Here is a 21,115-nt window from a genome sequence, read left to right as displayed (position 1 = left end):
GAACTGGGTGTTCAGGCCTAGAGCGCCGGGCGTCCGCGCCCGGGCAGACTGAGCCACCGAAAGATCGGAACCGGGGCTCCACGGGCTTCGGGACCCAGGCTTCGAGGCCTCTGCACAGGGGCTCCGGAACGATGAGGGGGCTCGTCATGAGGACGGGAGTGATCGGCAAGGCGGTCCGGCGGTTGGGCCGGGCCTGCGTGGACGGCGTGCGCGCCTGGTACGTGGTGACGTTGGCCGTGACGGGGCTGGTCTCACTGCTGGCCGGGCCGATCGTGCTGGCCGCCGCCCTGTTCGGCCCGGACGAGTCCCGGCCGTTCTCCCCCGGCGGGCCGCTGATCCTGCTCGTGCCGATGGCGCCGGTCGCCCTCTGGGCGCTCTGCTGGGCCACCGGGGGCGGCGGCCGGGCGGTCGGGGCCGCGCTGTTCGCCCCGGGCGCGCTCGCGGTGATGGCGACCCACCTGTACGGCGGCGCCGCGCCCGGCGACCGCTCCGTCTCGCTGTGGACGGCTCCTTCGCTGCTGGTGCTCGGGCTGTTCGGCGCGCGCTGGGCCGCCACCGAGAGCCGGCGGGTCGTCGAGCGGTGGAGCGGGCAGCCGGTCCCGGTGCCGTACCGGCGCCCGGCCGGCGAGTTCGGCCCCTGGCGGCTGCTGCGGTCCGGCGGCTGGCTGACCGACCCGGCGACCTGGCGGGACCTCGCCTGGGCGCTCCTCACCGGCTTCGCCGTACTGTTCACCGCCGCGATCGTGGTGTTGACGCCGGTCGCCCTGGAGGTCTTCGGCCGGAACGGGCCGTTCTTCCCGCTGATCCTCGTCTACGGCATGGGCGTCTGGATGGCCCCGTTCGCCATCCTGTGGGCCGCCCCGCCGGTCCTGCGGATGCACGAGAAGGCGGCCCGGATGCTGCTCGGGCCGTCCCGGCAGGCCGAACTCGCCCGCCAGGTCAGCCACCTGGCCCGGACCAGGGCGGACACCATCGACGCCGGGGCGGCCGAGCTGCGCCGGATCGAGCGGGACCTGCACGACGGGGCGCAGGCCCGGCTGGTGGCGCTGGGCATGCTGCTGACCGTCGCCGAGCAGGTGAAGCACGACCCGGACGCCCTCGGGCCGCTGCTGGCCGAGGCCCGGACGTCCTCGGTGAAGGCGCTGAGCGAGCTGCGGGACCTGGTCCGGGGCATCCACCCGCCGGTGCTGGCCGACCGCGGCCTGGTCGACGCGGTGCAGGCGACCGCACTCGACCTGCCGCTGCCGGTCACCTTCACCGGCGGTCTGCCCGGCCGGGCCCCGGCCCCGGTGGAATCGGCCGCCTACTTCGCGGTGAGCGAGCTGCTGGCCAATGTGGTCAAACACGCCGGGGCCTCGCACGTATGGATCGAGATAGGGCACAGTGACGGGCTGCTGCGGATATCGGTCACCGATGACGGGCGCGGTGGCGCCGACCCGTCCCGGGGAACCGGCCTCAGCGGAACCGAACGCCGACTGGCCGCCTTCGACGGGGTGCTCGCGATCAGCAGCCCGTCCGGTGGTCCGACCATCGCGAACCTGGAGATCCCGTGCGCGTTGTCATCGCCGAAGACCTCTTCCTCCTCCGGGACGGGCTGACCCGGCTGCTGGAGGCCAACGGCATGAAGGTCACCGCGGCGGTCGAGAACGGCGAGCAGCTGCTCGCCGCAGTGGCCGCCGACCGGCCCGACATCGCCGTGGTCGACGTGCGGCTGCCGCCCAGCTTCACCGACGAGGGGCTGCGTGCGGCACTGGCGGCCCGTCAGGCACACCCGGGCCTGCCCGTGCTGGTGCTGTCACAGTTCGTGGAGCAGCTGTACGCCCGCGAGCTGCTGGCCGGCAGCACCGGCGGAATCGGCTACCTGCTCAAGGACCGCGTGCTGGACGGTGCCCAGTTCATCGACGCCGTCCAGCGGGTCGCCCAGGGCGGTACCGCGATGGACCCGGAGGTGATCACCCGGCTGCTCACCCACAACTCCTCGGCCGGCCCGGTCTCCACCCTCTCCCCGCGCGAGCGGCAGGTGCTGGCGCTGATGGCCGAGGGCCGCTCCAACGCGGCGATCGCCCAGCAGCTGGTGATCACCGAGCGGGCGGTCGCCAAGCACACCGCGTCGATCTTCGTCCGGCTCGACCTCCAGCCCTCCGACGACGACAACCGCCGCGTCCTGGCCGTCCTGGCCCACCTCAACAACTCCTGAAAGACCTCGACACCCCCAGAAGGGAGCCGCCGATCACCACACCGCCGCTTTGAGGGTCCACACTTTTGAGGGGACGCGGACAAGTGATGGGCGGCCCTCCGCCGCAGGGGGCTCGCCCGCTGTGGAAGCGGTCATCTACGCTGGTGAGGTGCTCATCCTTGTTCGCCGCCGCCACGTGGACCTGCTCCGCGTGACGAGCATGTCCTGTCGACGCTCCGGCTGAACCTCGCACCCTCACCCTCAACGGCGGCCCCGAGCGGCCGCCGCCACCTCCCGGCTCCCGGAGCACCCGCCGCACCAGGCGCAGCTCCGGCCAGCTCCCGGTCGACCACCGGGACCGACCGGGACGAGACCTAGCGGATGTCACACATGACGCAGCAGCACACGCCCATACCCGGAACCGGCTCCACCGAGGCGCTCCCCGACGCCCTCCCAGTGATCGATCTCTCGCTCGCCGACGGAAGCCCGGAGGACCGCCGTCGCCTGCACGACGGGCTGCGCACCGCGGCCACCGGCGTCGGCTTCTTCCAGCTCGTCGGCCACGGCGTCACCCCGGCGGAGACGGCCGCGCTCACCGCCGCCATGCGCGCCTTCTTCGCCCTCCCCGACGCCGACCGGCTCGCCGTGAGCAACCTCAACTCCCCGCACTACCGGGGCTACACCCGCACCGGCGACGAGCGCACCGGCGGCAGCCAGGACTGGCGCGACCAGCTGGACATCGGCGCCGAGCTGCCCCCGCACGTCCCCGGCACCGGCGAGCCCCCGTACTGGTGGCTGGAGGGCCCCAACCAGTGGCCGGCCGCCCTCCCCGGGCTGCGCACCGCCGCCCTCGGCTGGATCGACCACCTCGGCGACATCGCCCGTCGACTGCTGCACGAACTCCTCGCCGCGATCGGCGCCCGCCCCGACTTCTACGACGAGGCCTTCGCGGGCCACCCCCACCTGCGCCTCAAGCTGGTCCGCTACCCCGGCACCGCCCCGAACGGCGCCGGCCAGGGCGTCGGCGCCCACAAGGACTACGGCTTCATCACGCTGCTGCTCCAGGACACCGTCGGCGGCCTCCAGGTCGAGCGCCCGGACGGCACCTTCCTGGACGTCCCCCCGCTCGACGGCGCCTTCGTCGTCAACCTCGGCGAACTCCTGGAAGTGGCCACGGACGGCTACCTCAAGGCCACCAGCCACCGTGTGGTCAGCCCGCCCGGCGCCCGCGAGCGCTTCTCCGTGCCCTTCTTCTACAACCCCCGCCTCGACGCCCACATCGAGCCGCTCGACTTCCCGCTCGCCCACCACGCCCCCGGCGCCACCGAAGACCCCGAGAACCCCCTCTTCGCCGACTTCGGCCTCAACGAATGGAAGGGCTACACCCGAGCCCACCCCGAAGTCACCCGCCGCCACCACGCCACCCTGGCCGAACCCGCCGCCCTGGCCGCACCGGCCGCCCCCGCCGCCCACTGACGCCGGACGAACCCTCGTCGACGCCCCTGCCACCGATCGGACCCGGCACAGCAACCCGGTCCCGGCGGTGGCGGGGGCGTCGCCGTGCCACCCCGGCACCGATGCGGCTGCCTCGGCACGCCGGTGGCGCGGGCCCCGAAGGGGTCGCGGCACCGGCGCGGGACAGCGGCGAAGGAATCCGACCGGTCGGCTCAGCAGAGCGGGCCGCCATCGCGCCGGCCCAGAGCCGCCCGCGGCTCGACCTCGGTTGCCGCACCCGCCGAGCAGTACGACACCAGCAGGCTCGCGGCCCGCGCCAGCACCCGGACCGACGACGGATCCGACAGCGCCGCCCGGCGCTCACCGACCCAGCGACCCGCGACCTGCCGCCACATCACCGAACCCCGAGCCAGTCCCATCGCGCCCATCGCCTCCCGACGGTTGGCACGCACGGCGTCCGTCGCACGTAGCGCCCTCCCCTCCCCGCAGCGACAGCCCGACGGCCCAACACCCCAACACCCCAACACCCCGGCAGTCCGGCAAGCGGTGGACCCGCGGAGCGGCCACTGTCACACTGCTGGTGTCACAGCAGGAGTGTGCCAGCGCGGGAGGCAGCAGATGGGGGAGCACGGCGCCGTTGTGGGGGAGGTGCGGCTGACGGTGGACGAGTTGGCGGCGCGGGCCGGGGTGACGGTGCGGACGGTGCGGTTCTACGGAACGAAGGGGTTGCTGCCGCCACCGGAGTTGGGGCCGCGCCGGGTGGGGTTGTACGGGGCGGCGCACCTGGACCGGTTGGGGCTGATCGAGGAGTTGCAGCGGCAGGGGCTGACGCTGGCGGCGATCGAGCGGTACCTGGCGCGGCTGCCGGAGGACAGTACGCCGCTGGATCTGGCGATCCACCGTGCACTGGTGGCGTCCTGGACGCCGGAGACCCCGGAGGAGGCCACCCGGGCACAGCTGGAGCGGCGGGCCGGGCGGGGGCTGTCCGAGCAACAAGTGGAGCGGCTGGTCGCGATGGGCGCGCTGGAGCGGACGGCGGATCCGGAGGTGTTCCGGGTGGATCCGGGTCTGCTGCCGCTGGGGGTACGGATCCTGGACGTGCCGATCCCCCTGGAGACGCTGCTGGCCGCGCGGGCCGTGGTGCTGGAGCACAGCCGGGCGACGGCCCGGGAGTTGCAGCGGCTGTTCCGGGAGACGGTGTGGAAGCCGTACCGGGAGAGCGAGCCGGCCCCGGACGAACTGGCCCGGATGAAGGCACTGACCGACCACATCCAGCCGATGGTGGCGCAGGCGCTGGTCACGGCGTTCCAGCGGTCGCTGCGGGAGGAGCTGGGCGAGGAACTCGCCGGGGAGCCCAGCGGGAATCCGACCGAGGACCCGAACGGGTACCCCGACGAGGCCCCGGACAGGGACCCCGACGAGGCCCCGAACGGGAAGCCGAACGGGGACCCGAAGGAGAAGCTGGACGGCGACTCGGGTGAGGCCGTGCGGGACACGACCTCACCCGAACTCGGATCCGCCTGAACCGGGGACCGGATCAGTCCGTGAAGGTCCGCCCCTCCGCCGCGATCCGCTCCAGCAGCGCCGGGGGCGCGAACCGCTCGCCGTACGCGGCGGCGAGTTCGCGGGCGCGGGCCGCGAAGCCGGCCGGGCCGCCCTGGTAGCCGTTGATGTACTGGAACACGCCGCCCGTCCAGGCCGGGAAGCCGATACCCAGGATCGAGCCCACGTTGGCGTCGGCGACCGAGGTCAGCACACCCTCCTCCAGGCAGCGCACCGAGTCCAGCGCCTCGCTGAACAGCATCCGCTCCTTGAGGTCCTCGAACGGGACCTCGACCCGGTCAACATCGTCGACGCCGTCGGCCGCGCCGCTGCCAGGACGCGCGAAGTGCTCCCGCAGCCCCGGCCAGAGCCGCCCGCGCTTGCCGTCCTCGCCGTACTCGTAGAAGCCCGCACCGCCACTGCGCCCTGGGCGGCCGAACTCGTCGACCATCCGGTCCACCACCGCGTCCGCCGGGTGCGGCGTCCAGGTGCCGCCGGCGGCCTCCACCGAGCGCCGGTGCTCGTCGCGGATCTTGCGCGGCAGGGTGAGGGTCAGCTCGTCCATCAGGGAGAGCACCTTGGCGGGGTAGCCGGCCTGGGCGGCGGCCTGCTCGATGCTGGACGGGTGGATGCCCTCGCCGACCATGGCGACGCCCTCGTTGAGGAACTGGCCGATCACCCGCGAGGTGAAGAAGCCGCGGGAGTCGTTGACCACGATCGGGGTCTTGTCGATCTGCCGGACCAGGTCGAAGGCGCGGGCGAGCGCCTCGTCCCCGGTCTGCGGGCCACGGATGATCTCGACCAGCCGCATCTTGTCGACCGGCGAGAAGAAGTGCAGGCCGATGAAGTCGCCGGTACGCTGGACGCCCTCCGCGAGCAGGCCGATCGGCAGGGTGGAGGTGTTGGAGCAGAGCAGCGCGTCGGGAGCGACGAAGCCCTCGATCTCCTGGAACACCTTGTGCTTGAGCTCGGTGTTCTCGAAGACGGCCTCGATCACCGCGTCACAGCCGGCCAGGTCGGCGGCGTCGGCGGTGGGGGTGATCCGGGCGAGCAGGGCGTCGCGCTTGGCCTCGGTGGAGCGGCCGCGGGCGACGGCCTTGTTCAGCAGCCCCTCGGAGTAGGCCTTTCCGCGCTCGGCGGCCTCCAGACTCACGTCCTTGAGCACGACCTCGATGCCCGCCTTGGCACAGGCGTAGGCGATGCCGGCGCCCATCATCCCGGCCCCGAGTACCGCGACCTTGCGGACCAGCCGCTTCTCGAACTCCTTGGGGCGCCCGGCACCGGAGTTGACCGCCTGCATGTCGAAGAACAGCGCCTGGATCATGTTCTTGCTGGTCTGCCCGCAGGCCAGCTCGGTGAAGTAGCGGGCCTCGATCACCATCGCGGTGTCGACGTCGACCTGGCTGCTCTCCACCGCGGCGGCCAGCACGTTGCGCGGCGCCGGGTAGGGCGCGCCGTTCAGCTGCTTGCGCAGGTTGGCCGGGAAGGCGGGCAGGTTGGCGGCGAAGGCGGGGGTGGCCGGGGTGCCGCCGGGGATCTTGTAGCCCTTGACGTCCCAGGGCTGGACCGCCGTCGGGTTGGCCTCGATCCAGGCCTTCGCGCGGGCGGCCAACTCCTCGGGGGTGTCGACCAGTTCGTGTACCAGGCCGTGCTCCAGCGCCTGAGCCGGGCGGTACTGGCGGCCCTGCAGCAGGAACTTCAGCAGGGCGTCGGTGATGCCGAACAGCCGTACCGTACGGACCACTCCGCCGCCGCCCGGCAGCAGGCCGAGGGTGACCTCGGGCAGGCCGATCCGGCTGGCCGGGGTGTCCAACGCGATCCGGTGGTGGCAGGCGAGGGCGATCTCCAGGCCGCCGCCGAGCGCGCTGCCGTTGACAGCGGCGACGACGGGCTTACCGAGGGTCTCCAGGGTGCGCAGCGAGCGCTTGATCCGCATGGACTTCTCGAAGACGGCCTCGGCGTCCCCGGGCTGGGCGGCGGAGAGCATCCGCAGGTCTCCCCCGGCGAAGAAGGTCTTCTTGCCGGAGGTGATCACTACGCCGCGCAGGGCGTCCCCGAGCCCGGCCAGCCGCCCGACCACGGCCTCGAAGTCGGCGGTGAAGGCCTCGTTCATGGTGTTGACGGACTGGGTGGGGTCGTCGAGGACGAGGGTGACCACGCCGTCCTGGTCCTGCTCCCAGCGGATGGTGGTGGTGTCGCTCATCAAGTTCTCCAGGTCTACCGGTCTGCTGGGGAGGGGGTCAGACGCGCTCGACGACGGTGGCGATGCCCATGCCGCCGCCCACGCAGAGGGTGATCAGGCCGTAGCGCAGGTCGCGCCGCTCCAGCTCGTCGATCACGGTGCCGAGCAGCATCGCGCCGGTGGCGCCGAGCGGGTGGCCGAGGGCGATCGCGCCGCCGTTGACGTTCACCTGGTCGTGGCGGAAGCCGAGTTCGCGGATGAAGCGGAGCGCGACCGCCGCGAAGGCCTCGTTGATCTCGACCAGGTCGATGTCGGCGGCGGTGAGGCCGGCCTTGGCGAGCGCCTTGCGGGTGGCCGGGGCCGGGCCGGTGAGCATGATGGTGGGCTCGGAGCCGGAGACGGCGGCGGAGACGATCCGGGCGCGCGGGCGCAGCCCGTACCGCTCGCCGACCTCACGGTTGCCGATCGCGACGAGCGCGGCGCCGTCCACGATGCCGGAGGAGTTGCCCGCGTGGTGGACGTGGTCGATGGCCTCCACCCAGTGGTACTTCTGCAGCGCGACGGCGTCGAAGCCGCCGGCCTCGCCGATCTGTGCGAAGGAGGGCTTGAGGCCGGCCAGGGTCTCGACGGTGGTGCCGGGGCGGATGAACTCGTCGCGCTCCAGCACGACCAGGCCGTTGCGGTCGCGCACCGGAACCACCGAGCGGTCGAACAGGCCGTCCGCCTGGGCCTTGGCGGCGCGGGCCTGGGACTCGGCGGCGAAGGCGTCCACGTCGGTGCGGGAGAAGCCCTCGATGGTGGCGATGAGGTCGGCGCCGATGCCCTGCGGGGCGAAGTTGGTGTCGTACGCGGTCATCGGGTCGGCGAACCAGGCGCCGCCGTCGGAGGCCATCTTGACCCGGGACATCGACTCCACGCCGCCGGCCAGGATCAGGTCCTCCCAGCCCGAACGGACCTTGGCGGCGGCCAGGTTGACGGCTTCCAGGCCGGAGGCACAGAAGCGGTTCTCCTGGACGCCGGCCACCGTGTCGGGCAGGCCGGCCGCGATGGCGGCGATCCGGGCGATGTCGGAGCCCTGGTCGCCGATCGGGCTGACCACGCCGAGCACGATGTCGTCGATCGCAGCCGGGTCCAACTCCGGGTAGCGGCTCCGCAGTTCACGGATCAGGCCGACGACCAGGTCGATCGGCTTGGTGCCGTGCAGCGAGCCGTTGGCCTTGCCGCGGCCGCGCGGGGTGCGGATCGCGTCGTAGACGTACGCTTCGGTGGTCACGATGGAAATGCCTTTCGGGGCAGGGGGGGTTCCTGAGGGTTCCGAGGGTTCCCGAGGACTCCGGAGGGTTCCCGAGGGTTCCGGGGGTTCCGGGGGTTCCGGTGGTTCCTGAGGGGGCTCAGCCGAGGATGGAGCGGCCGACGATCTCCTTCATGATCTCGGTGGTGCCGCCGTAGATGGTCTGGATGCGGCCGTCGGTGAACGCCCGGGCGACCGGGAACTCGCTCATGTAGCCGTATCCGCCGTGGAGCTGGAGGCAGCGGTCGGCGGTTCGCTTCTGCAGTTCGGTGGCCCACCACTTGGCCATCGAGGCATCGGCCGGGGTGAGCGCGTAGCGGTTGTGCTCGGTGATGCAGCGGTCGACGAAGGTCCGGGTGATCGCGCACTCGGTGGCCAGTTCGGCGATCTCGAAGCGCACGTGCTGGAGCTTGGCCAGCGGACGGCCGAAGGCCTCGCGCTGCTTGACGTAGTCGGTGGTGATCTCGACCAGGTACTCGGCGCCGGCGATCGCCGCGGCGGCGATGGTGAGTCGCTCCTGGGCGAGGTTCTGCATCAGGTGGATGAAGCCGCCGTTGAGCTCGCCGACCAGGTTCTCCTTCGGCACCCGGACGTCCTCGAAGAACAACTCGGCGGTGTCCTGGGCCTTCTGGCCGATCTTGTCGAGGTTGCGGCCGCGCTCGAAACCGGGCATGCCGCGCTCGACGGCCAGCAGGCTCAGGCCGTGCGAACCACCCTCGGGGGTGGTGCGGGCGACCACGATCACCAGGTCGGCGAGGATGCCGTTGGAGATGAAGGTCTTGGCGCCGTTGAGCAGGTAGTGGTCGCCCTGGTCGACCGCGTGGGTGCGGATGCCCTGCAGGTCGGAGCCGGTGCCCGGCTCGGTCATCGCGATCGCGGTGATCAGCTCGCCGGTGCAGAAGCCGGGCAGCCAGCGGCGCTTCTGCTCCTCGGTGGCGAGCGAGGTGAGGTACGGGCCGATGATGTCGTTGTGCAGGCCGATCGCCAGCCCGGACACACCGGCCCGGGTGAACTCCTCGGCCAGCACGGCGGCGTAGCGGAAGTCCGGGGTGCCGCCGCCGCCGTACTCCTCGGGGACGGCCAGGCCGAGCAGGCCCTGGCGTCCGGCCGCGAGCCAGACGGAGCGGTCGACGATGCCCGCCTTCTCCCAGCGGTCGTAGTGCGGCAGCACCTCCTTGGCGAGGAAGGCCTTCACGGTGGCCCGGAAGTCCTCGTGCTGCTCGGTGAAGATCTCGCGCTGCAACGCTACGCTCCTTGTTCCGCTTCGGAGTTGACGGCCGACGGGTCGAGGGACGGCACGCCCCAGTCCCGGGCGACCTCTGCGGTGTCCGCGCCCGGCCGGGCCGGCGGGCGGCGCAGCGCGCCGGGGGTGACGGAGAAGCGTGGGGCGGGGGCGGGCTGGGTGACGCCGTCCGCCTCGACGTACGTACCGCGCGCCGTCAGGTGTCCGTCCGCAGCTGCCTGACGCATGGTCAGCACAGGTTCCACGCAGGCGTCCGAGCCGGTGAAGACGGCCTCCCACTCGGCCCTGGTCCGGGTGGCGAAGCGGGCGGCGATCCGGGTGCGCAGTTCGGGCCAGCGGGCGAGGTCGTACTGTCCGGGCGCGTCCGGGCCCAGCTCCAGCAGCCGGGCGAACTCGGCGTAGAACCGGGGCTCCAGCGCGCCCACCGCGAGGTGTCCGCCGTCGGCCGCCCGGTAGATCGCGTAGAACGGCGCACCGCCGTCCAGCAGGTTCACGCCCCGGCGGTCCTGCCAGTGCCCGGCCGCGAGCAGGCCCCACAGCATGCTGCCCAGGTGCGCCGCGCCGTCCACGATCGCGGCGTCGACCACCTGGCCGGCACCGGTCGCCCGGGCGTGGTGCAGCCCGGCGAGCAGGCCGACGACCAGATAGAGCGAGCCGCCCGCGTAGTCCCCGAGCAGGTTGGCCGCGATCCCCGGCGCCTCGCCCGCTCCTCCCTGCGCCGCGACCATCCCGAGCACCCCGGCCACCGCCGAGTACCCGAGGTCGTGCCCGGCGGTCGCGGCCCGCGGCCCCTGTTGCCCCCACCCGGTCATCCGCCCGTACACCAGCGCCGGATTGCGCGCCAGACACGCCTCCGGCCCGACCCCGAGCCGCTCCGCGACACCCGGCCGGTAGCCCTCGATCAGCAGATCCGCCCGCTCCACCAGCTCCAGCACCCGCCCGGGCCCCTCGGGCGACTTGAGGTCGATCAGCACCGACCGCTTGTTCCGGTTGGTCAGGTCGTACGCCGGATCCGTCCCGAGCGGCGAGGGATCCGGCCGGTCCACCCGCACCACGTCCGCCCCGAGATCCCCCAACAGCATCGCCGCGAACGGCCCCGGTCCGATCCCCGCGAGCTCCACCACCCGCACACCCGCCAACGGCCCCGGACCGCCGACGCCGCCCGCTGGACTGCCTGTGTCACGCACTGGCCGCAGACCCCTTCAGGGTTTGACAGTAAAGCTGTAACACTCGCGATGATAGGGAAGCGACCGGCCGGTAACAAGCCCTCCTCCCCCGCCCCGCATCGCCGGCTCCCCCATGGTGAACCCTCGACGAACCCGGCAACTCCCCGCGCAACCGGCACCACGGAGGGCGCGGACGCGCGAGCCGATCCCGCGGCCGGGAGAAATGGGGGACGCGCGTCAATGTAATGGCCTATGGTGCCACCTATCTATTACGGACACCGCGGGGAAGTGCCATGACCACTATTGACCGGACCACCACTGCCCGGACCACCACCGCCCGCACGATCGTCGCCGTCTCCGAGCGGCTGGTGCTGACGCGGCCGCAGGAGGACGACGTGGAGGCGATGTTCGCCATCCACGGGGATCCGGAGACCAACCGGTACAACCCGCATGGGCCGCAGCGGGACATCGCGCAGGCGCAGGAGATGCTGGACGGGTTCGTGGCGGACTGGCCGCGGGACGGGGTGGGGTACTGCGCGGTGGCGACGCGGGAGGAGCCGGGGGTGATCATCGGGTTCGCCGGGCTGTATCTGCACACACTGGACGGCGAGCAGGTGTTCAACCTGTACTACCGGTTCCGGCCCTCCGCGTGGGGCAAGGGATACGCCGCGGAGGCGGCGCGGGCGGCGATGGCGGAGGCGCTGCCGCGGTTCCCGGGGATTCCGGTGATCGCGCTGATCCGCGCGGACAACCTGCCCTCGCGGCGACTCGCGGAGCGGCTCGGGCTGGTGGCGGACCCGGACGGGCGGGTCGACCACGAGGAACGGCTGATCCACCGAATGGCGTGAGCCCGAAGATCCCCCGCCGGGGGGAGGGGGATCGGACGCCGGGCGGAGGCGGCGGCCCGGGGCGCGGGGCGACCGTGGGGGCATGAAGATCGATGAGGACGCGGTACGGGCCGGAGCGGCCTGGACCGCGGTGGCGGCGACGGTGCCGTACCTGACGCTCAAGGTGCTGTGGCTGACCGGGTGTCCGGTGGGATCGGACGATCCCGGGCAGCTGGACCGGCTATGGCTGCTGAACCTGCTGACCTTCGGAATGGACGCCATCGCCGTGGCCCTGGCGCTGGCGTTCGTACGGCCGTGGGGGCGGCGGGTGCCGGCCGGGCTGGTGGCGTTCCCGATGTGGGTGGCGACCGGGCTGCTCGGCACCATCCTGGTCGCGCTGCCGCTGTACCTGTCGAGCGTCCTGGTGCTGGGGCCGGAGCGCAGCAGCGGGCAGAGCGCCGACACCGGCATCACCGACTGGGTGTTCCTCGTCGTGTACGGCGGGTTCACCGTGCAGGGGTTGGCGCTGATCACCGCTTTCACGCTGTACGCCCGTGAGCGCTGGGCCGACCTCCTGCGGGCGCGGATCGGCGACCTACCGCGCTCCCCCACCCTGGCCGCGCAACGCAGTCTCGGCTGCGTCGCGACGCTGCTCGGCCTCGGCGTCGCGGCGGCCCGGGTGTACTGGGCGGCGGGCGGCACGGCCGGGATGCCGATCGCGATGGCGGAGGAGCACCCCCGGGGCGTGGCGGTGATGGACGCGGTGGCCGCGGTGATGGCGGTGGCCGCGCCCGCGGCGCTGCTGGTGCTGGTGTTCCGGGTCCGGCCGGGCGGGCGGTTGCGCGGTCCGCTGCTGGTGGCCTGGACGGCGGCCGGATCGCTGTTCGGCTGGGGCAGCTGGCAGTTGGTGGCCTTCGGCGTGACGACGACCAGGGTGACCGAGCTGCGGACGGCGGTGCCCGGGCTGATGCCCCTGGTGCAGGCCGGACAGGTGGTGGCCGCGGTGTTGGTGCTGGCCGTGGGCGCGATGGCCCTGTGCGAACGGGCCGCCGTCAAGGAGTCGGCGCCACCGGGCGAACGGGCGGCGGACGAGGAGCCGGCGCCGTCGAGCGAACCGGCGACCAGGTGACGCCGACCCGCCGGGCACCCGCTGACGTAGAGTCACCCGAGTGAACACGGGGGGCGGTCGACTGCGGTCGGCGGTGGAGGCGTTGTTCGGGCGGCGGGCCCGGCTGCGCTGGGTGCATCTGGTGCTGGGCGGCGCGCTGCTGATGCCGTACTGGCTGCTGTCGGTGGTGGCGCTCGGGGCGCTCGACCCCGAGCAGCAGCACCTGTGGCAGGTTCTGCTGCAACTGCTCGCGCTGTTCACCTCGCTGCCGATGGCCGCCGTCACCGCGCTGGTGCCGACCGTCAGGGGACTGGAGGGCGCGGCCGCGCGGGCGCTGTGCGTGGTGGAGCGGCCGGAGGAGCTGGCCACCGGGCCGGCTCGGTCGTGGGGGGCGAGGTGGCGCACCGCGGTCTGGTTCGTGCTGCACCTGTTCTGCGGCGGGGTGGTCGCCGGGATGACGCTCGCCGGGGTGCCGTTCTCGATCGTGCTGGTGATGAGCCTCGGCGGATCCCAGGACCTAGGCCGGTACTGGGAGAACCGTTTCCCCGGCTGGATGCTCACCGGCCCGGCGCTGGGTCTGGCCGTCCTGCTGCTCGTCGTCGGCACCAGCGCCGCCTGCGGCGCGCTGCTCGCCCGGTGGGCGCCCGCCCTGCTCGGGCCGACTCCGGAGGAGCGGCTGGCCGCCGCCGAGCGGCGGGCCACCGTGCTCGCCCAGCGCAACCGGCTGGCCCGCGAGCTGCACGACTCGGTCGGGCACGCGCTCAGCGCGGTCGGCATCCAGGCCTCGGCGGCGGCCCGGGTGCTGCGCACCGACCCGGACTTCGCCGCCGAGGCGTTGCGGGCGATCGAGGAGACCGCGCGGGGGGCCGTCGCCGAACTGGACACCGTGCTCGGGCTGCTGCGCGAGGAGGAGGCCACCGCCGGACCGGCCGGGCCCACGCTCGCCGAGCTCGACGACCTGCTGCGCCAACTCGCCCGCACCGGCGTGACGGTGGACGCCGAACTGGACCCGGGCCTGACCGCGCTGCCCGCCGAGGTCTCCCGCGAGGCGTACCGGATCGTGCAGGAGGGCCTGACCAATGTGCTGCGGCACGCCGGGCCCGCCCCGGCCGGACTGAGGGTCGCGCTCGGCACGCGCCGACTGGAGATCGAACTGACCAACCCGCTCGGCCCCGCCCGCCCCAGCCGCCCCGGCGGCGGGCGCGGACTGCGCGGGATCGGGGAACGCGCCACGGCCCTGCGCGGCGGAAGCACGGCGGGGCCGAGCGAGGACGGAACGACGTGGCGGCTGGCCGTCTGGCTGCCGGTGGGAGGGACACCGTGAACGAGAACACCGCTACCGGGACCATCCGCGTGGTGATCGCGGACGACGAACGGCTGGTCCGGATGGGCCTGCGGGTGGTGATCGACGCCGAACCGGACCTCACCGTGGTCGGCGAGGCCTCCGACGGCGCCGAGGTCGTCCCGCTGGTGCGCGAGCTGCGCCCGGACGTGGTGCTGATGGACGTCCGGATGCCCGGCATCAACGGGATCCGGGCCACCGAGCAGCTGGTCGGCGGGATGGCCGAGCCGCCGAGGATCCTGGTGGTCACCACCTTCGAGCACGACGACCACGTGTACGACGCGCTGCGTGCGGGCGCGGCCGGGTTCCTGCTGAAGCGGGCGCGGGCGGAGGAGATGGTCCAGGCGGTGCGGCTGGTCGCGCGCGGGGACTCGCTGCTGTTCCCGGCGGCCGTACGCGAACTCGCGCTGCGCCACGGCGCGGACGGCCGCCGGGACGCCGCCGCGGACCGGGGACCGATCGGGCGGCTGACCGAGCGGGAGGGGCAGGTGCTGCGGCTGATGGCCTCCGGGCTCAACAACGGCGAGATCGCCCGGCAGCTGGTGGTGAGCCAGGAGACGGTGAAGACGCACGTCGGCAGCGTGCTGGCCAAGTTGGGCGCCCGGGACCGCACCCAGGCGGTGATCGCGGCGTACGAGTCGGGGTTCGTGCTGCCCGGCTGAGCCCCGGGGAGGCGTTCGTACGGGCACGTACCGGCGCGCACGGAGGTTCCGTCCGCCCGCTACCAGCAAGTAGAGTTCGGCATTCCTCTTAGCCGTCCGATACCTCCCGTATCGCCTGGAACGAACTGGTGGCCGCATGACAGTCCGGACCAGCCCCGCGCTGTGGTGGCGCATGGGCATCGTGCTCTCGGCGGGCCTCGGCCTGTCCCTCGGGGCGGCGTCGCTGGTGTACTTCACCGTGCAGAGCAACGTGATCGTGCTCGGCTACTTCATCGGCGCGGTGTACTGGATGGTCGAGCGCGACACCGTGGACGCGCCCGCGCCCCGGCTGCGCGGCGCCGCCACGCTGTACATCCTGATCACCGGGCTGGTCTCGCACATCCTGCTCCAGCACGGCGCCAGTCCGCTGCCCGGGCTGGTCGGCGGTCCGGACCGGCTGGCGCACTGGTCGTCCTTCTTCCTGCACTACGTGACCCCGGTGATGGTGCTCGTCGACTGGCTGCTGCTGAAGCCCCGCAACGCGGCGGCCTGGAAGGACATCCCGCTCTGGCTGGCCTTCCCGCTCGGCTACGCGGCGATCGTGCTCGCCCGCAACGCGCTGTTCGCCGACTTCCCGACGCCGTACCCGTACTTCTTCTTCGACCCGACCACCAAGGGCTACGGCTACGTCTGGGGCCAGATCGCCCAGCTGACCGTCGAGTTCGTCGTGCTCGCCGCACTCGTCGTCGGGCTGGACCGGCTGGGCACCCTGGTCGCGGCCAGGCTCAGGCCCGCGAGGGCGTGAGAACCGCGGCGGCCGGCCCCGGACCCGTCCAGGGCCTCAGATCCGCCAGACGCGGATCCGGTCGGCCGCCGCGTACACGTCCGCCCGGGCGTCGGCGATGTCGCGGGCCAGCTCGACCAGCGCCCCGTACGGCGGGTCGATCCCCTCTCCGGCCGCGTGCATGTACGCGGCCGTCGTCATGCAGGCGTACAGGTTGTTGCGCACCGGGAGCGGGCGCAGCAGCACGATGGTGTGCATCAGGGTGGCCGCGCACCAGGCGGGGTCGGCGTCGTGGCCGAGTTGGGCGGTGTTCACCCGGTGCCGGGCCACGGCGGCCTGCAGCGCCGAGTAGTCCCGCACGCTGAGGTCCTCCGGGGAGGCCAGCTCCTGCACGTCGAGCAGCCAGCGCAGGTCGACGTGCAGGAGTGTCACGCCCTCGTCCCTCACCGCGCTCCGACCCTCACCGAGCCAGGTCCCGACACCGCGCCGCCGCCCCTCACGCGGCGGGCGCGTCCTCCGGGAACGCGGCGTCGAACTCCGCCTGGTGCGCCTTCCAGAACGCCACGGCGTGGTCCACGAACACCCGGCGCTGCTGCTCCCGCACGCTCAGGTCGTGGACGTACGCCCTCACACTCTTGCCGTCCGCGGCGGCGGCCTCGCGGATCGCGGCGAGTTCGTGCTCCGTGTACTCGATGTTGAGCGCAGGCATGTCGCCGATGGTACTGCAGCGCAGGCAAGTTGGGAGCAGGTCAAGAGGTGGTCCCTCCGAACCGGCCACCGCACCGGCGCCCGCGCCGGGGCAGCGCCGACCGCCGCACCGGCGCCCGCCACACCCCGCTACATCGGATCCACCCCCCTCAGTTCGCCGTCCAGTTCCAGCCACCTGGTCAGCCCCAGACCGCGCAGGAACGGCAGGTCGTGGCTGACCACGATCAGCGCGCCCTGGTAGGCGGCCAGTGCCTGGGTGAGCTGGCGGACGCTGGCGAGGTCCAGGTTGTTGGTCGGCTCGTCGAGCAGCAGGAGCTGCGGCGGCGGGTCGGCCAGCAGCAGGGCGGCCAGCGTCGCCCGGAACCGCTCGCCGCCGGACAGGGTGGCGGCCAGCTGGTCCGCCCTGGCGCCGCGGAAGAGGAAGCGGGCCAGCCGGGCACGGATCGCGTTGTCCCCGGCGGCCGGGGCGAACAGCTTGACGTTCTGCGCGACGGTCAGTTCGCCGTCCAGCAGGTCGAGCCGCTGCGGCAGGTAGCGCGAGGATACCGGGGTGGTGATCTCGCCCTCCAGCGGGGCGAGTTCGCCCGCGATGGTGCGCAGCAGGGTGGTCTTGCCGGAGCCGTTGCGCCCGACCAGTGCGATCCGTTCGGGGCCGCGCAGGTCGAGGTCGGCGGTGGCGCCGTAGGGCAGCCTGACCTTCTGCAGGGTGAGCACGGTGCGCCCGGCCGGCACCGCGGTGCGCGGCAGGTCGATCCGGATCTCGGCGTCGTCGCGCACGGCCTCCTCGGCGGCGGTGAGCCGCTGTTTGGCCTCCTCCAGTCGCTCGGTGTGCATGCCGGTCAGCCGGCCGGCCGTCTCCTGGCCCTTGCGCTTGAGCATCCCGGCGAAGATGTGCGGGTCGTTGCGGGTGACCGAGCGCTTCTTGCCGTAACTGGCGCTGCGCTCCAGCTTGGTGCGGGCCTCCACCAAGTCCCGCTTCTGGCGCTGGACGTCGGCCTCGGCGTTGCGCAGCAGTCGCTCGGCCGTTTCCTGCTGGGCGGCGAGGGTGCGCTCGTACTCCGCGAAGTTGCCGCCGTACCAGGTGACTTCGCCGCCCCGGAGGTCGGCGATCTGGTCGACGTACTGGAGCAGCTCGCGGTCATGGCTGACGATCAGCATGACGCCGTTCCAGCCGGCCACCGTCTCGTAGAGCCGCTCGCGGGCGGCCCGGTCGAGGTTGTTGGTGGGTTCGTCGAGCAGCAGGACGTCCGGGCGGCGCAGCAGCAGGGTGGCGAGCCGAAGCAACACCGCCTCGCCGCCGGAGAGTTCACCGGTGGTGCGGTCGAGGCCGAGGTGGTCCAGGCCGAGCCGGTCGAGGGTGGCGCGGGCGCGCTCCTCGACGTCCCAGTCCTCGCCGACGGCGTCGAAGTGCCGCTGGTCGGTGTCGCCGGACTCGATGGCGTGCAGGGCCTCGCGGGCGGCCCGGATGCCGAGCGCCTCGTCGACCCGCATCCCGGTGTCGAGCGTCAAGCCCTGCGGCAGGTAGCCGAGTTCGCCCTCGATCCGGACGGTGCCGCCGGTGGGGGTGAGCTCGCCGGCGATCAGTCGTAGCAGGGTGGACTTGCCGGCGCCGTTGAGCCCGATCAGTCCGGTGCGGCCGGGGCCGACGGCGAGGTGGAAGCCGTCCAGGACGGGCTTGCCGTCGGGCCACTCGAACGTGAGGTCGGTGCAGAGGACGGCGGTGGTGGGTTGTGCCATGTAGGGCCTCCCGGATGGTTGCTGAAAGGGGTGGTGAGCAACACGGGGAGACACCGCGGGTGCGGAACCGGAACGGCCTGAGGACAGGGGGCGCGGCAAGGCGCCACGGGGCCGTGACTGAGGTCGCACACTCACACGCCGCGCTACGGCAGCAGGGCCTGCGCGGCGGGGCGGTGTCCCGGGACCTCAGTAGAGCAACGGCCTTCTCCTTGTCTGGCTGATGACGTGTTCCACGGTAGGGAGGTCGACGGACGCCTGCAACCGATTTACCCGGGCCCCGGTTTCCGTGCCCCGGACGGAGGACGGGTGCCGATCCGGTGCCGATCCGGTGACAGCCCCGTACCGGCCGGGGGCGGATGTAAGGAGTTCCTTATCCGCATGGCAGACTCCTCACCTGCCATACCTGCGGCCCCGGGGCCGCACCCGCGGAACGGGCCGTATGGCGGTAGTCAACAGGGGGAATTGAACTCATGTCACCGATATCCCGGTCGAGCCGTGCCGTCCTGGGCGCCTCCGTCGCCGCGCTGACCATGGTGGTCGCCACCGGCTGCGGGCCGGACAACAGCGACCCGGCCGGAGCCCAGACCGCGGCTCCCAGCGTCGCGGCCAGCGCCTCCGGCAAGCCGGGCGCGGCCCCGATCAAGCTTCCGACGCTCGAAGAGCTGAAGACCTGGAAGCTCGAGGACTGGGACAAGTGGGCCCAGGCGAACGTCATCACCCCGGCGGCCAAGGGCTACTGGACCCTGCAGAAGCTCCTGAACGCCAAGCCCAAGCCGCTGCCGCAGGCGCCCGCCCAGAGCCCGACGCAGGCGCCGGCCCAGCCGACCGCGGCGCCGACCAGCGCCGCCCCGGCCCAGCCGACCGCCGCCCAGCCGCCGACCGGGCCGGACCAGCTGCCCGCCGTGGTCCCGGCGAAGCCCGTGGCGCACCCGTTCCCGAAGAACATGCACGTCAACGGCAAGATCTTCTTCAAGGACGGCAACGACGACTACGTGTGCTCCGGCACCGTCGTCTCCGACCCGGCCAACCCCGGCAAGAGCAACCTGGTGTGGACCGCGAGCCACTGCCTGCACGGCGGCAAGGGCAACAAGTACTACACCGACATCACCTTCGCCCCGGCCTTCAACAGCAACGGCGTGCTGAGCAACGGCAACGCGCAGAAGTCCAAGCTGGAGGACGCCGAGCCGTACGGCGAGTGGGGCGCCACCGCCGGCATGGTCTCGCCGCAGTGGACGCAGGAGGCCGACCCGGAGAAGGGCGGCCCCTGGAGCCAGTACGACTTCGGCATCATCAAGGTCGCCAACCCCGACCCGAACGGCAAGTCGCTGGAGGAGACCGTCGGCGGCTCGGTGCCGCTGTGGTTCAACGCCCCGCGTGACCAGCTGTCCGCCGTCTCCAACTACGGCTTCCCGGAGGGCAAGCCCTTCGACGGCGTCGAGCTGGAGCACTGCGACGGCGGCAAGCCGGCCGCGAAGGCCGGCGTCCCGGACCGCCCGGCGATGCTGATGATCGGCTGCAACATGACCGGCGGCAGCAGCGGCGGCGGCTGGTACGCCACCAAGGACGGCAAGCCGGCCCTGGTCAGCGACACCTCCATCGGCAACGGCGCCAACACCTACGAGGCCGGCCCGTACCTGGAGGACGTCGCGGCGCACATGTTCGACTACTTCTCCAAGAAGGCCAAGTGAGCCGCTGAGAAGTGATCCACGCATGATCCCGGGGGCCGCGGCCGCGTTCCAGCAGCCGCGGCCCCCGGGCCTTTCCGGCCCACCGCCCGCTCCCCGGTCACGGGCTTTTCCGGTGCCGACCCCGCTCCTCCTACAATCGGCGACATCATGAGCGCCACACTCGTAGTCAAGGACCTCAGCGCCGGCCACGGCGAACGCACCCTCTTCTCCGGCCTGGACCTGGTCGTCGCCCCCGGCGACGTGATCGGCCTGGTCGGCGTGAACGGCGCCGGGAAGTCGACCCTGCTGCGCCTGCTGGCGGGCCTGGACACCCCCGAGGCCGGCTCACTGCGGCTCAGCCCGGCGAGCGCCAACATCGGCCACCTGCCGCAGGAGCCGGAGCGGCGCCCGGGCGAGTCGGTGCGCGACTTCCTGGCCCGGCGCACCGGCGTGGCGGCCGCGCAGGCCGCGCTGGACGAGGCCACCGAGGGCCTGGTCGAGGGCCGGGAGGGCGCCGACGACGCGTACGCGGCGAGCCTGGACCGCTGGCTGGACCTCGGCGGCGCCGACCTGGAGGAGCGGGCCGAGGAGGTCGCCGACTCGCTCGGGCTGAAGGTCTCGCTCGACCTGCCGATGACGGCGCTCTCCGGCGGTCAGGCCGCCCGCGCGGGCCTGGCCTCGCTGCTGCTCTCCCGCTACGACGTGTTCCTGCTGGACGAGCCCACCAACGACCTCGACCTGGACGGCCTGGAGCGGCTGGAGTCCTTCGTCAAGGGCCTGCGCGCCGGCACCGTGCTGATCAGCCACGACCGCGAGTTCCTGGCCCGCACCGTCACCAAGGTGCTGGAGCTGGACCTGCACCAGCAGCAGGTCAACCTGTACGGCGGCGGCTACGAGGCGTACCTGGAGGAGCGGGCGGTGGCCCGCCGGCACGCCCGCGAGGAGTACGAGGAGTACGCCGACACCAAGTCCTCGCTGGAGGCCCGGGCGCAGATGCAGCGCAACTGGATGGAGCACGGCGTCCGCAACGCCCGCCGCAAGGGCGGCGACAACGACAAGAAGGCCCGCGCCACCCGCGCGGAGTCCACCGAGAAGCAGGCCTCCAAGGCCCGGCAGACCCAGCGGATGATCGAGCGGCTGGACGTGGTCGAGGAGCCGCGCAAGGAGTGGGAGCTGCGGATGGAGATCGCCACCGCGCCGCGCTCCGGCTCGGTGGTCGCCACCCTGCGCGGGGCGGTCGCCCGGC

Annotated in this window: 18 protein-coding genes and 1 pseudogene; 11 read left to right on the top strand and 8 right to left on the bottom strand. The window is 72.8% G+C overall.

Translation table 11 applies throughout. The annotated features are described in order from the left end of the window. Positions 1–146 precede the first annotated feature (146 nt). The 3 genes from ACFVWU_RS14830 to ACFVWU_RS14820 all read left to right on the top strand — a co-directional run bounded on the left by ACFVWU_RS14830 (position 147) and on the right by ACFVWU_RS14820 (position 3,652). Positions 147–1,598, top strand: a complete 1,452-nt coding sequence (locus ACFVWU_RS14830) for a histidine kinase (protein ID WP_387619933.1) — start codon at positions 147–149, stop codon at positions 1,596–1,598. Next, complete coding sequence (locus tag ACFVWU_RS14825) at positions 1,550–2,197, top strand: response regulator (protein ID WP_387619930.1); 648 nt, start codon at positions 1,550–1,552, stop codon at positions 2,195–2,197. Before ACFVWU_RS14830 ends, ACFVWU_RS14825 begins: the two co-directional genes overlap by 49 nt. Positions 2,198–2,566: 369 nt before the next feature. Then, a complete protein-coding gene (locus tag ACFVWU_RS14820) occupies positions 2,567–3,652 on the top strand; it encodes an isopenicillin N synthase family dioxygenase (protein WP_387619927.1) in 1,086 nt (361 codons plus the stop codon). Positions 3,653–3,843: 191 nt separating this feature from the next. Here the strand turns inward: ACFVWU_RS14820 and ACFVWU_RS14815 are convergent, their stop codons facing one another. Beyond that, complete coding sequence (locus ACFVWU_RS14815; RefSeq protein WP_387619924.1) at positions 3,844–4,083, bottom strand: hypothetical protein; 240 nt, start codon at positions 4,081–4,083, stop codon at positions 3,844–3,846. A 166-nt stretch (positions 4,084–4,249) separates the two neighbouring features. Between ACFVWU_RS14815 and ACFVWU_RS14810 the strand changes: the two are divergent. Continuing rightward, positions 4,250–4,993 (top strand): annotated as a pseudogene (locus ACFVWU_RS14810) (MerR family transcriptional regulator); the annotation flags it as partial. Positions 4,994–5,168: 175 nt separating this feature from the next. Here ACFVWU_RS14810 and ACFVWU_RS14805 read toward each other — a convergent pair. The 4 genes from ACFVWU_RS14805 to ACFVWU_RS14790 all read right to left on the bottom strand — a co-directional run bounded on the left by ACFVWU_RS14805 (position 5,169) and on the right by ACFVWU_RS14790 (position 11,076). Continuing rightward, entirely contained in the window at positions 5,169–7,376 is a 2,208-nt protein-coding gene (locus ACFVWU_RS14805) for a 3-hydroxyacyl-CoA dehydrogenase NAD-binding domain-containing protein (RefSeq protein ID WP_387619921.1), read from the bottom strand. A 37-nt stretch (positions 7,377–7,413) separates the two neighbouring features. After that, positions 7,414–8,628, bottom strand: a complete 1,215-nt coding sequence (locus ACFVWU_RS14800) for an acetyl-CoA C-acetyltransferase (RefSeq protein WP_387619919.1) — start codon at positions 8,626–8,628, stop codon at positions 7,414–7,416. Between the two features lie 118 nt (positions 8,629–8,746). After that, complete coding sequence (locus ACFVWU_RS14795; RefSeq protein WP_387619916.1) at positions 8,747–9,889, bottom strand: acyl-CoA dehydrogenase family protein; 1,143 nt, start codon at positions 9,887–9,889, stop codon at positions 8,747–8,749. Between the two features lie 2 nt (positions 9,890–9,891). Then, on the bottom strand, positions 9,892–11,076 hold the full coding sequence (locus ACFVWU_RS14790; RefSeq protein ID WP_387619913.1) for a CaiB/BaiF CoA transferase family protein: 1,185 nt from the start codon (positions 11,074–11,076) through the stop codon (positions 9,892–9,894). A 272-nt stretch (positions 11,077–11,348) separates the two neighbouring features. Here ACFVWU_RS14790 and ACFVWU_RS14785 point away from each other — a divergent pair, with 272 nt between their 5' ends. The 5 genes from ACFVWU_RS14785 (at position 11,349) to ACFVWU_RS14765 (ending at position 15,778) form a co-directional block, all read left to right on the top strand. Next, positions 11,349–11,903: a GNAT family N-acetyltransferase gene (locus ACFVWU_RS14785; RefSeq protein WP_387619910.1), complete on the top strand. Its 555-nt coding sequence runs from the start codon at positions 11,349–11,351 to the stop codon at positions 11,901–11,903. 82 nt (positions 11,904–11,985) lie between these two features. Then, positions 11,986–13,011: a hypothetical protein gene (locus tag ACFVWU_RS14780; protein ID WP_387619908.1), complete on the top strand. Its 1,026-nt coding sequence runs from the start codon at positions 11,986–11,988 to the stop codon at positions 13,009–13,011. Between the two features lie 40 nt (positions 13,012–13,051). Next, positions 13,052–14,314 carry a sensor histidine kinase gene (locus ACFVWU_RS14775; RefSeq protein ID WP_387619905.1) on the top strand — a complete coding sequence of 421 codons (1,263 nt, stop codon included), beginning with the start codon at positions 13,052–13,054 and terminating at the stop codon, positions 14,312–14,314. Continuing rightward, positions 14,311–14,994, top strand: a complete 684-nt coding sequence (locus ACFVWU_RS14770) for a response regulator (RefSeq protein ID WP_387619903.1) — start codon at positions 14,311–14,313, stop codon at positions 14,992–14,994. The genes ACFVWU_RS14775 and ACFVWU_RS14770 overlap by 4 nt, the downstream gene beginning before the upstream one ends. A 136-nt stretch (positions 14,995–15,130) precedes the next feature. Continuing rightward, positions 15,131–15,778: a Pr6Pr family membrane protein gene (locus ACFVWU_RS14765; RefSeq protein ID WP_387619900.1), complete on the top strand. Its 648-nt coding sequence runs from the start codon at positions 15,131–15,133 to the stop codon at positions 15,776–15,778. A gap of 36 nt (positions 15,779–15,814) precedes the next feature. Here the strand turns inward: ACFVWU_RS14765 and ACFVWU_RS14760 are convergent, their stop codons facing one another. The 3 genes from ACFVWU_RS14760 to ACFVWU_RS14750 form a co-directional block, all read right to left on the bottom strand. Continuing rightward, the gene (locus ACFVWU_RS14760) at positions 15,815–16,189 is read right to left on the bottom strand and encodes a toxin Doc (RefSeq protein WP_387619898.1); all 375 of its coding nucleotides are present in this window, start codon (positions 16,187–16,189) and stop codon (positions 15,815–15,817) included. Between the two features lie 64 nt (positions 16,190–16,253). Next, a complete protein-coding gene (locus ACFVWU_RS14755) occupies positions 16,254–16,466 on the bottom strand; it encodes a hypothetical protein (RefSeq protein ID WP_387619896.1) in 213 nt (70 codons plus the stop codon). 128 nt (positions 16,467–16,594) lie between these two features. After that, complete coding sequence (locus ACFVWU_RS14750; protein WP_387619893.1) at positions 16,595–18,202, bottom strand: ABC-F family ATP-binding cassette domain-containing protein; 1,608 nt, start codon at positions 18,200–18,202, stop codon at positions 16,595–16,597. 470 nt (positions 18,203–18,672) lie between these two features. Here ACFVWU_RS14750 and ACFVWU_RS14745 point away from each other — a divergent pair, with 470 nt between their 5' ends. Then, the gene (locus ACFVWU_RS14745; protein WP_387619890.1) at positions 18,673–19,890 is read left to right on the top strand and encodes a trypsin-like serine peptidase; all 1,218 of its coding nucleotides are present in this window, start codon (positions 18,673–18,675) and stop codon (positions 19,888–19,890) included. Positions 19,891–20,037: 147 nt separating this feature from the next. Continuing rightward, positions 20,038–21,115, top strand: a 1,078-nt coding sequence (locus tag ACFVWU_RS14740; RefSeq protein WP_387619887.1) for an ATP-binding cassette domain-containing protein, incomplete at its 3' end; no start/stop codon positions are given.

It is taken from the genome of Kitasatospora sp. NPDC058190 (assembly GCF_042883685.1).
Lineage (GTDB): Bacteria > Actinomycetota > Actinomycetes > Streptomycetales > Streptomycetaceae > Kitasatospora.
This window is presented reverse-complemented; position numbering and strand designations above follow the sequence as displayed.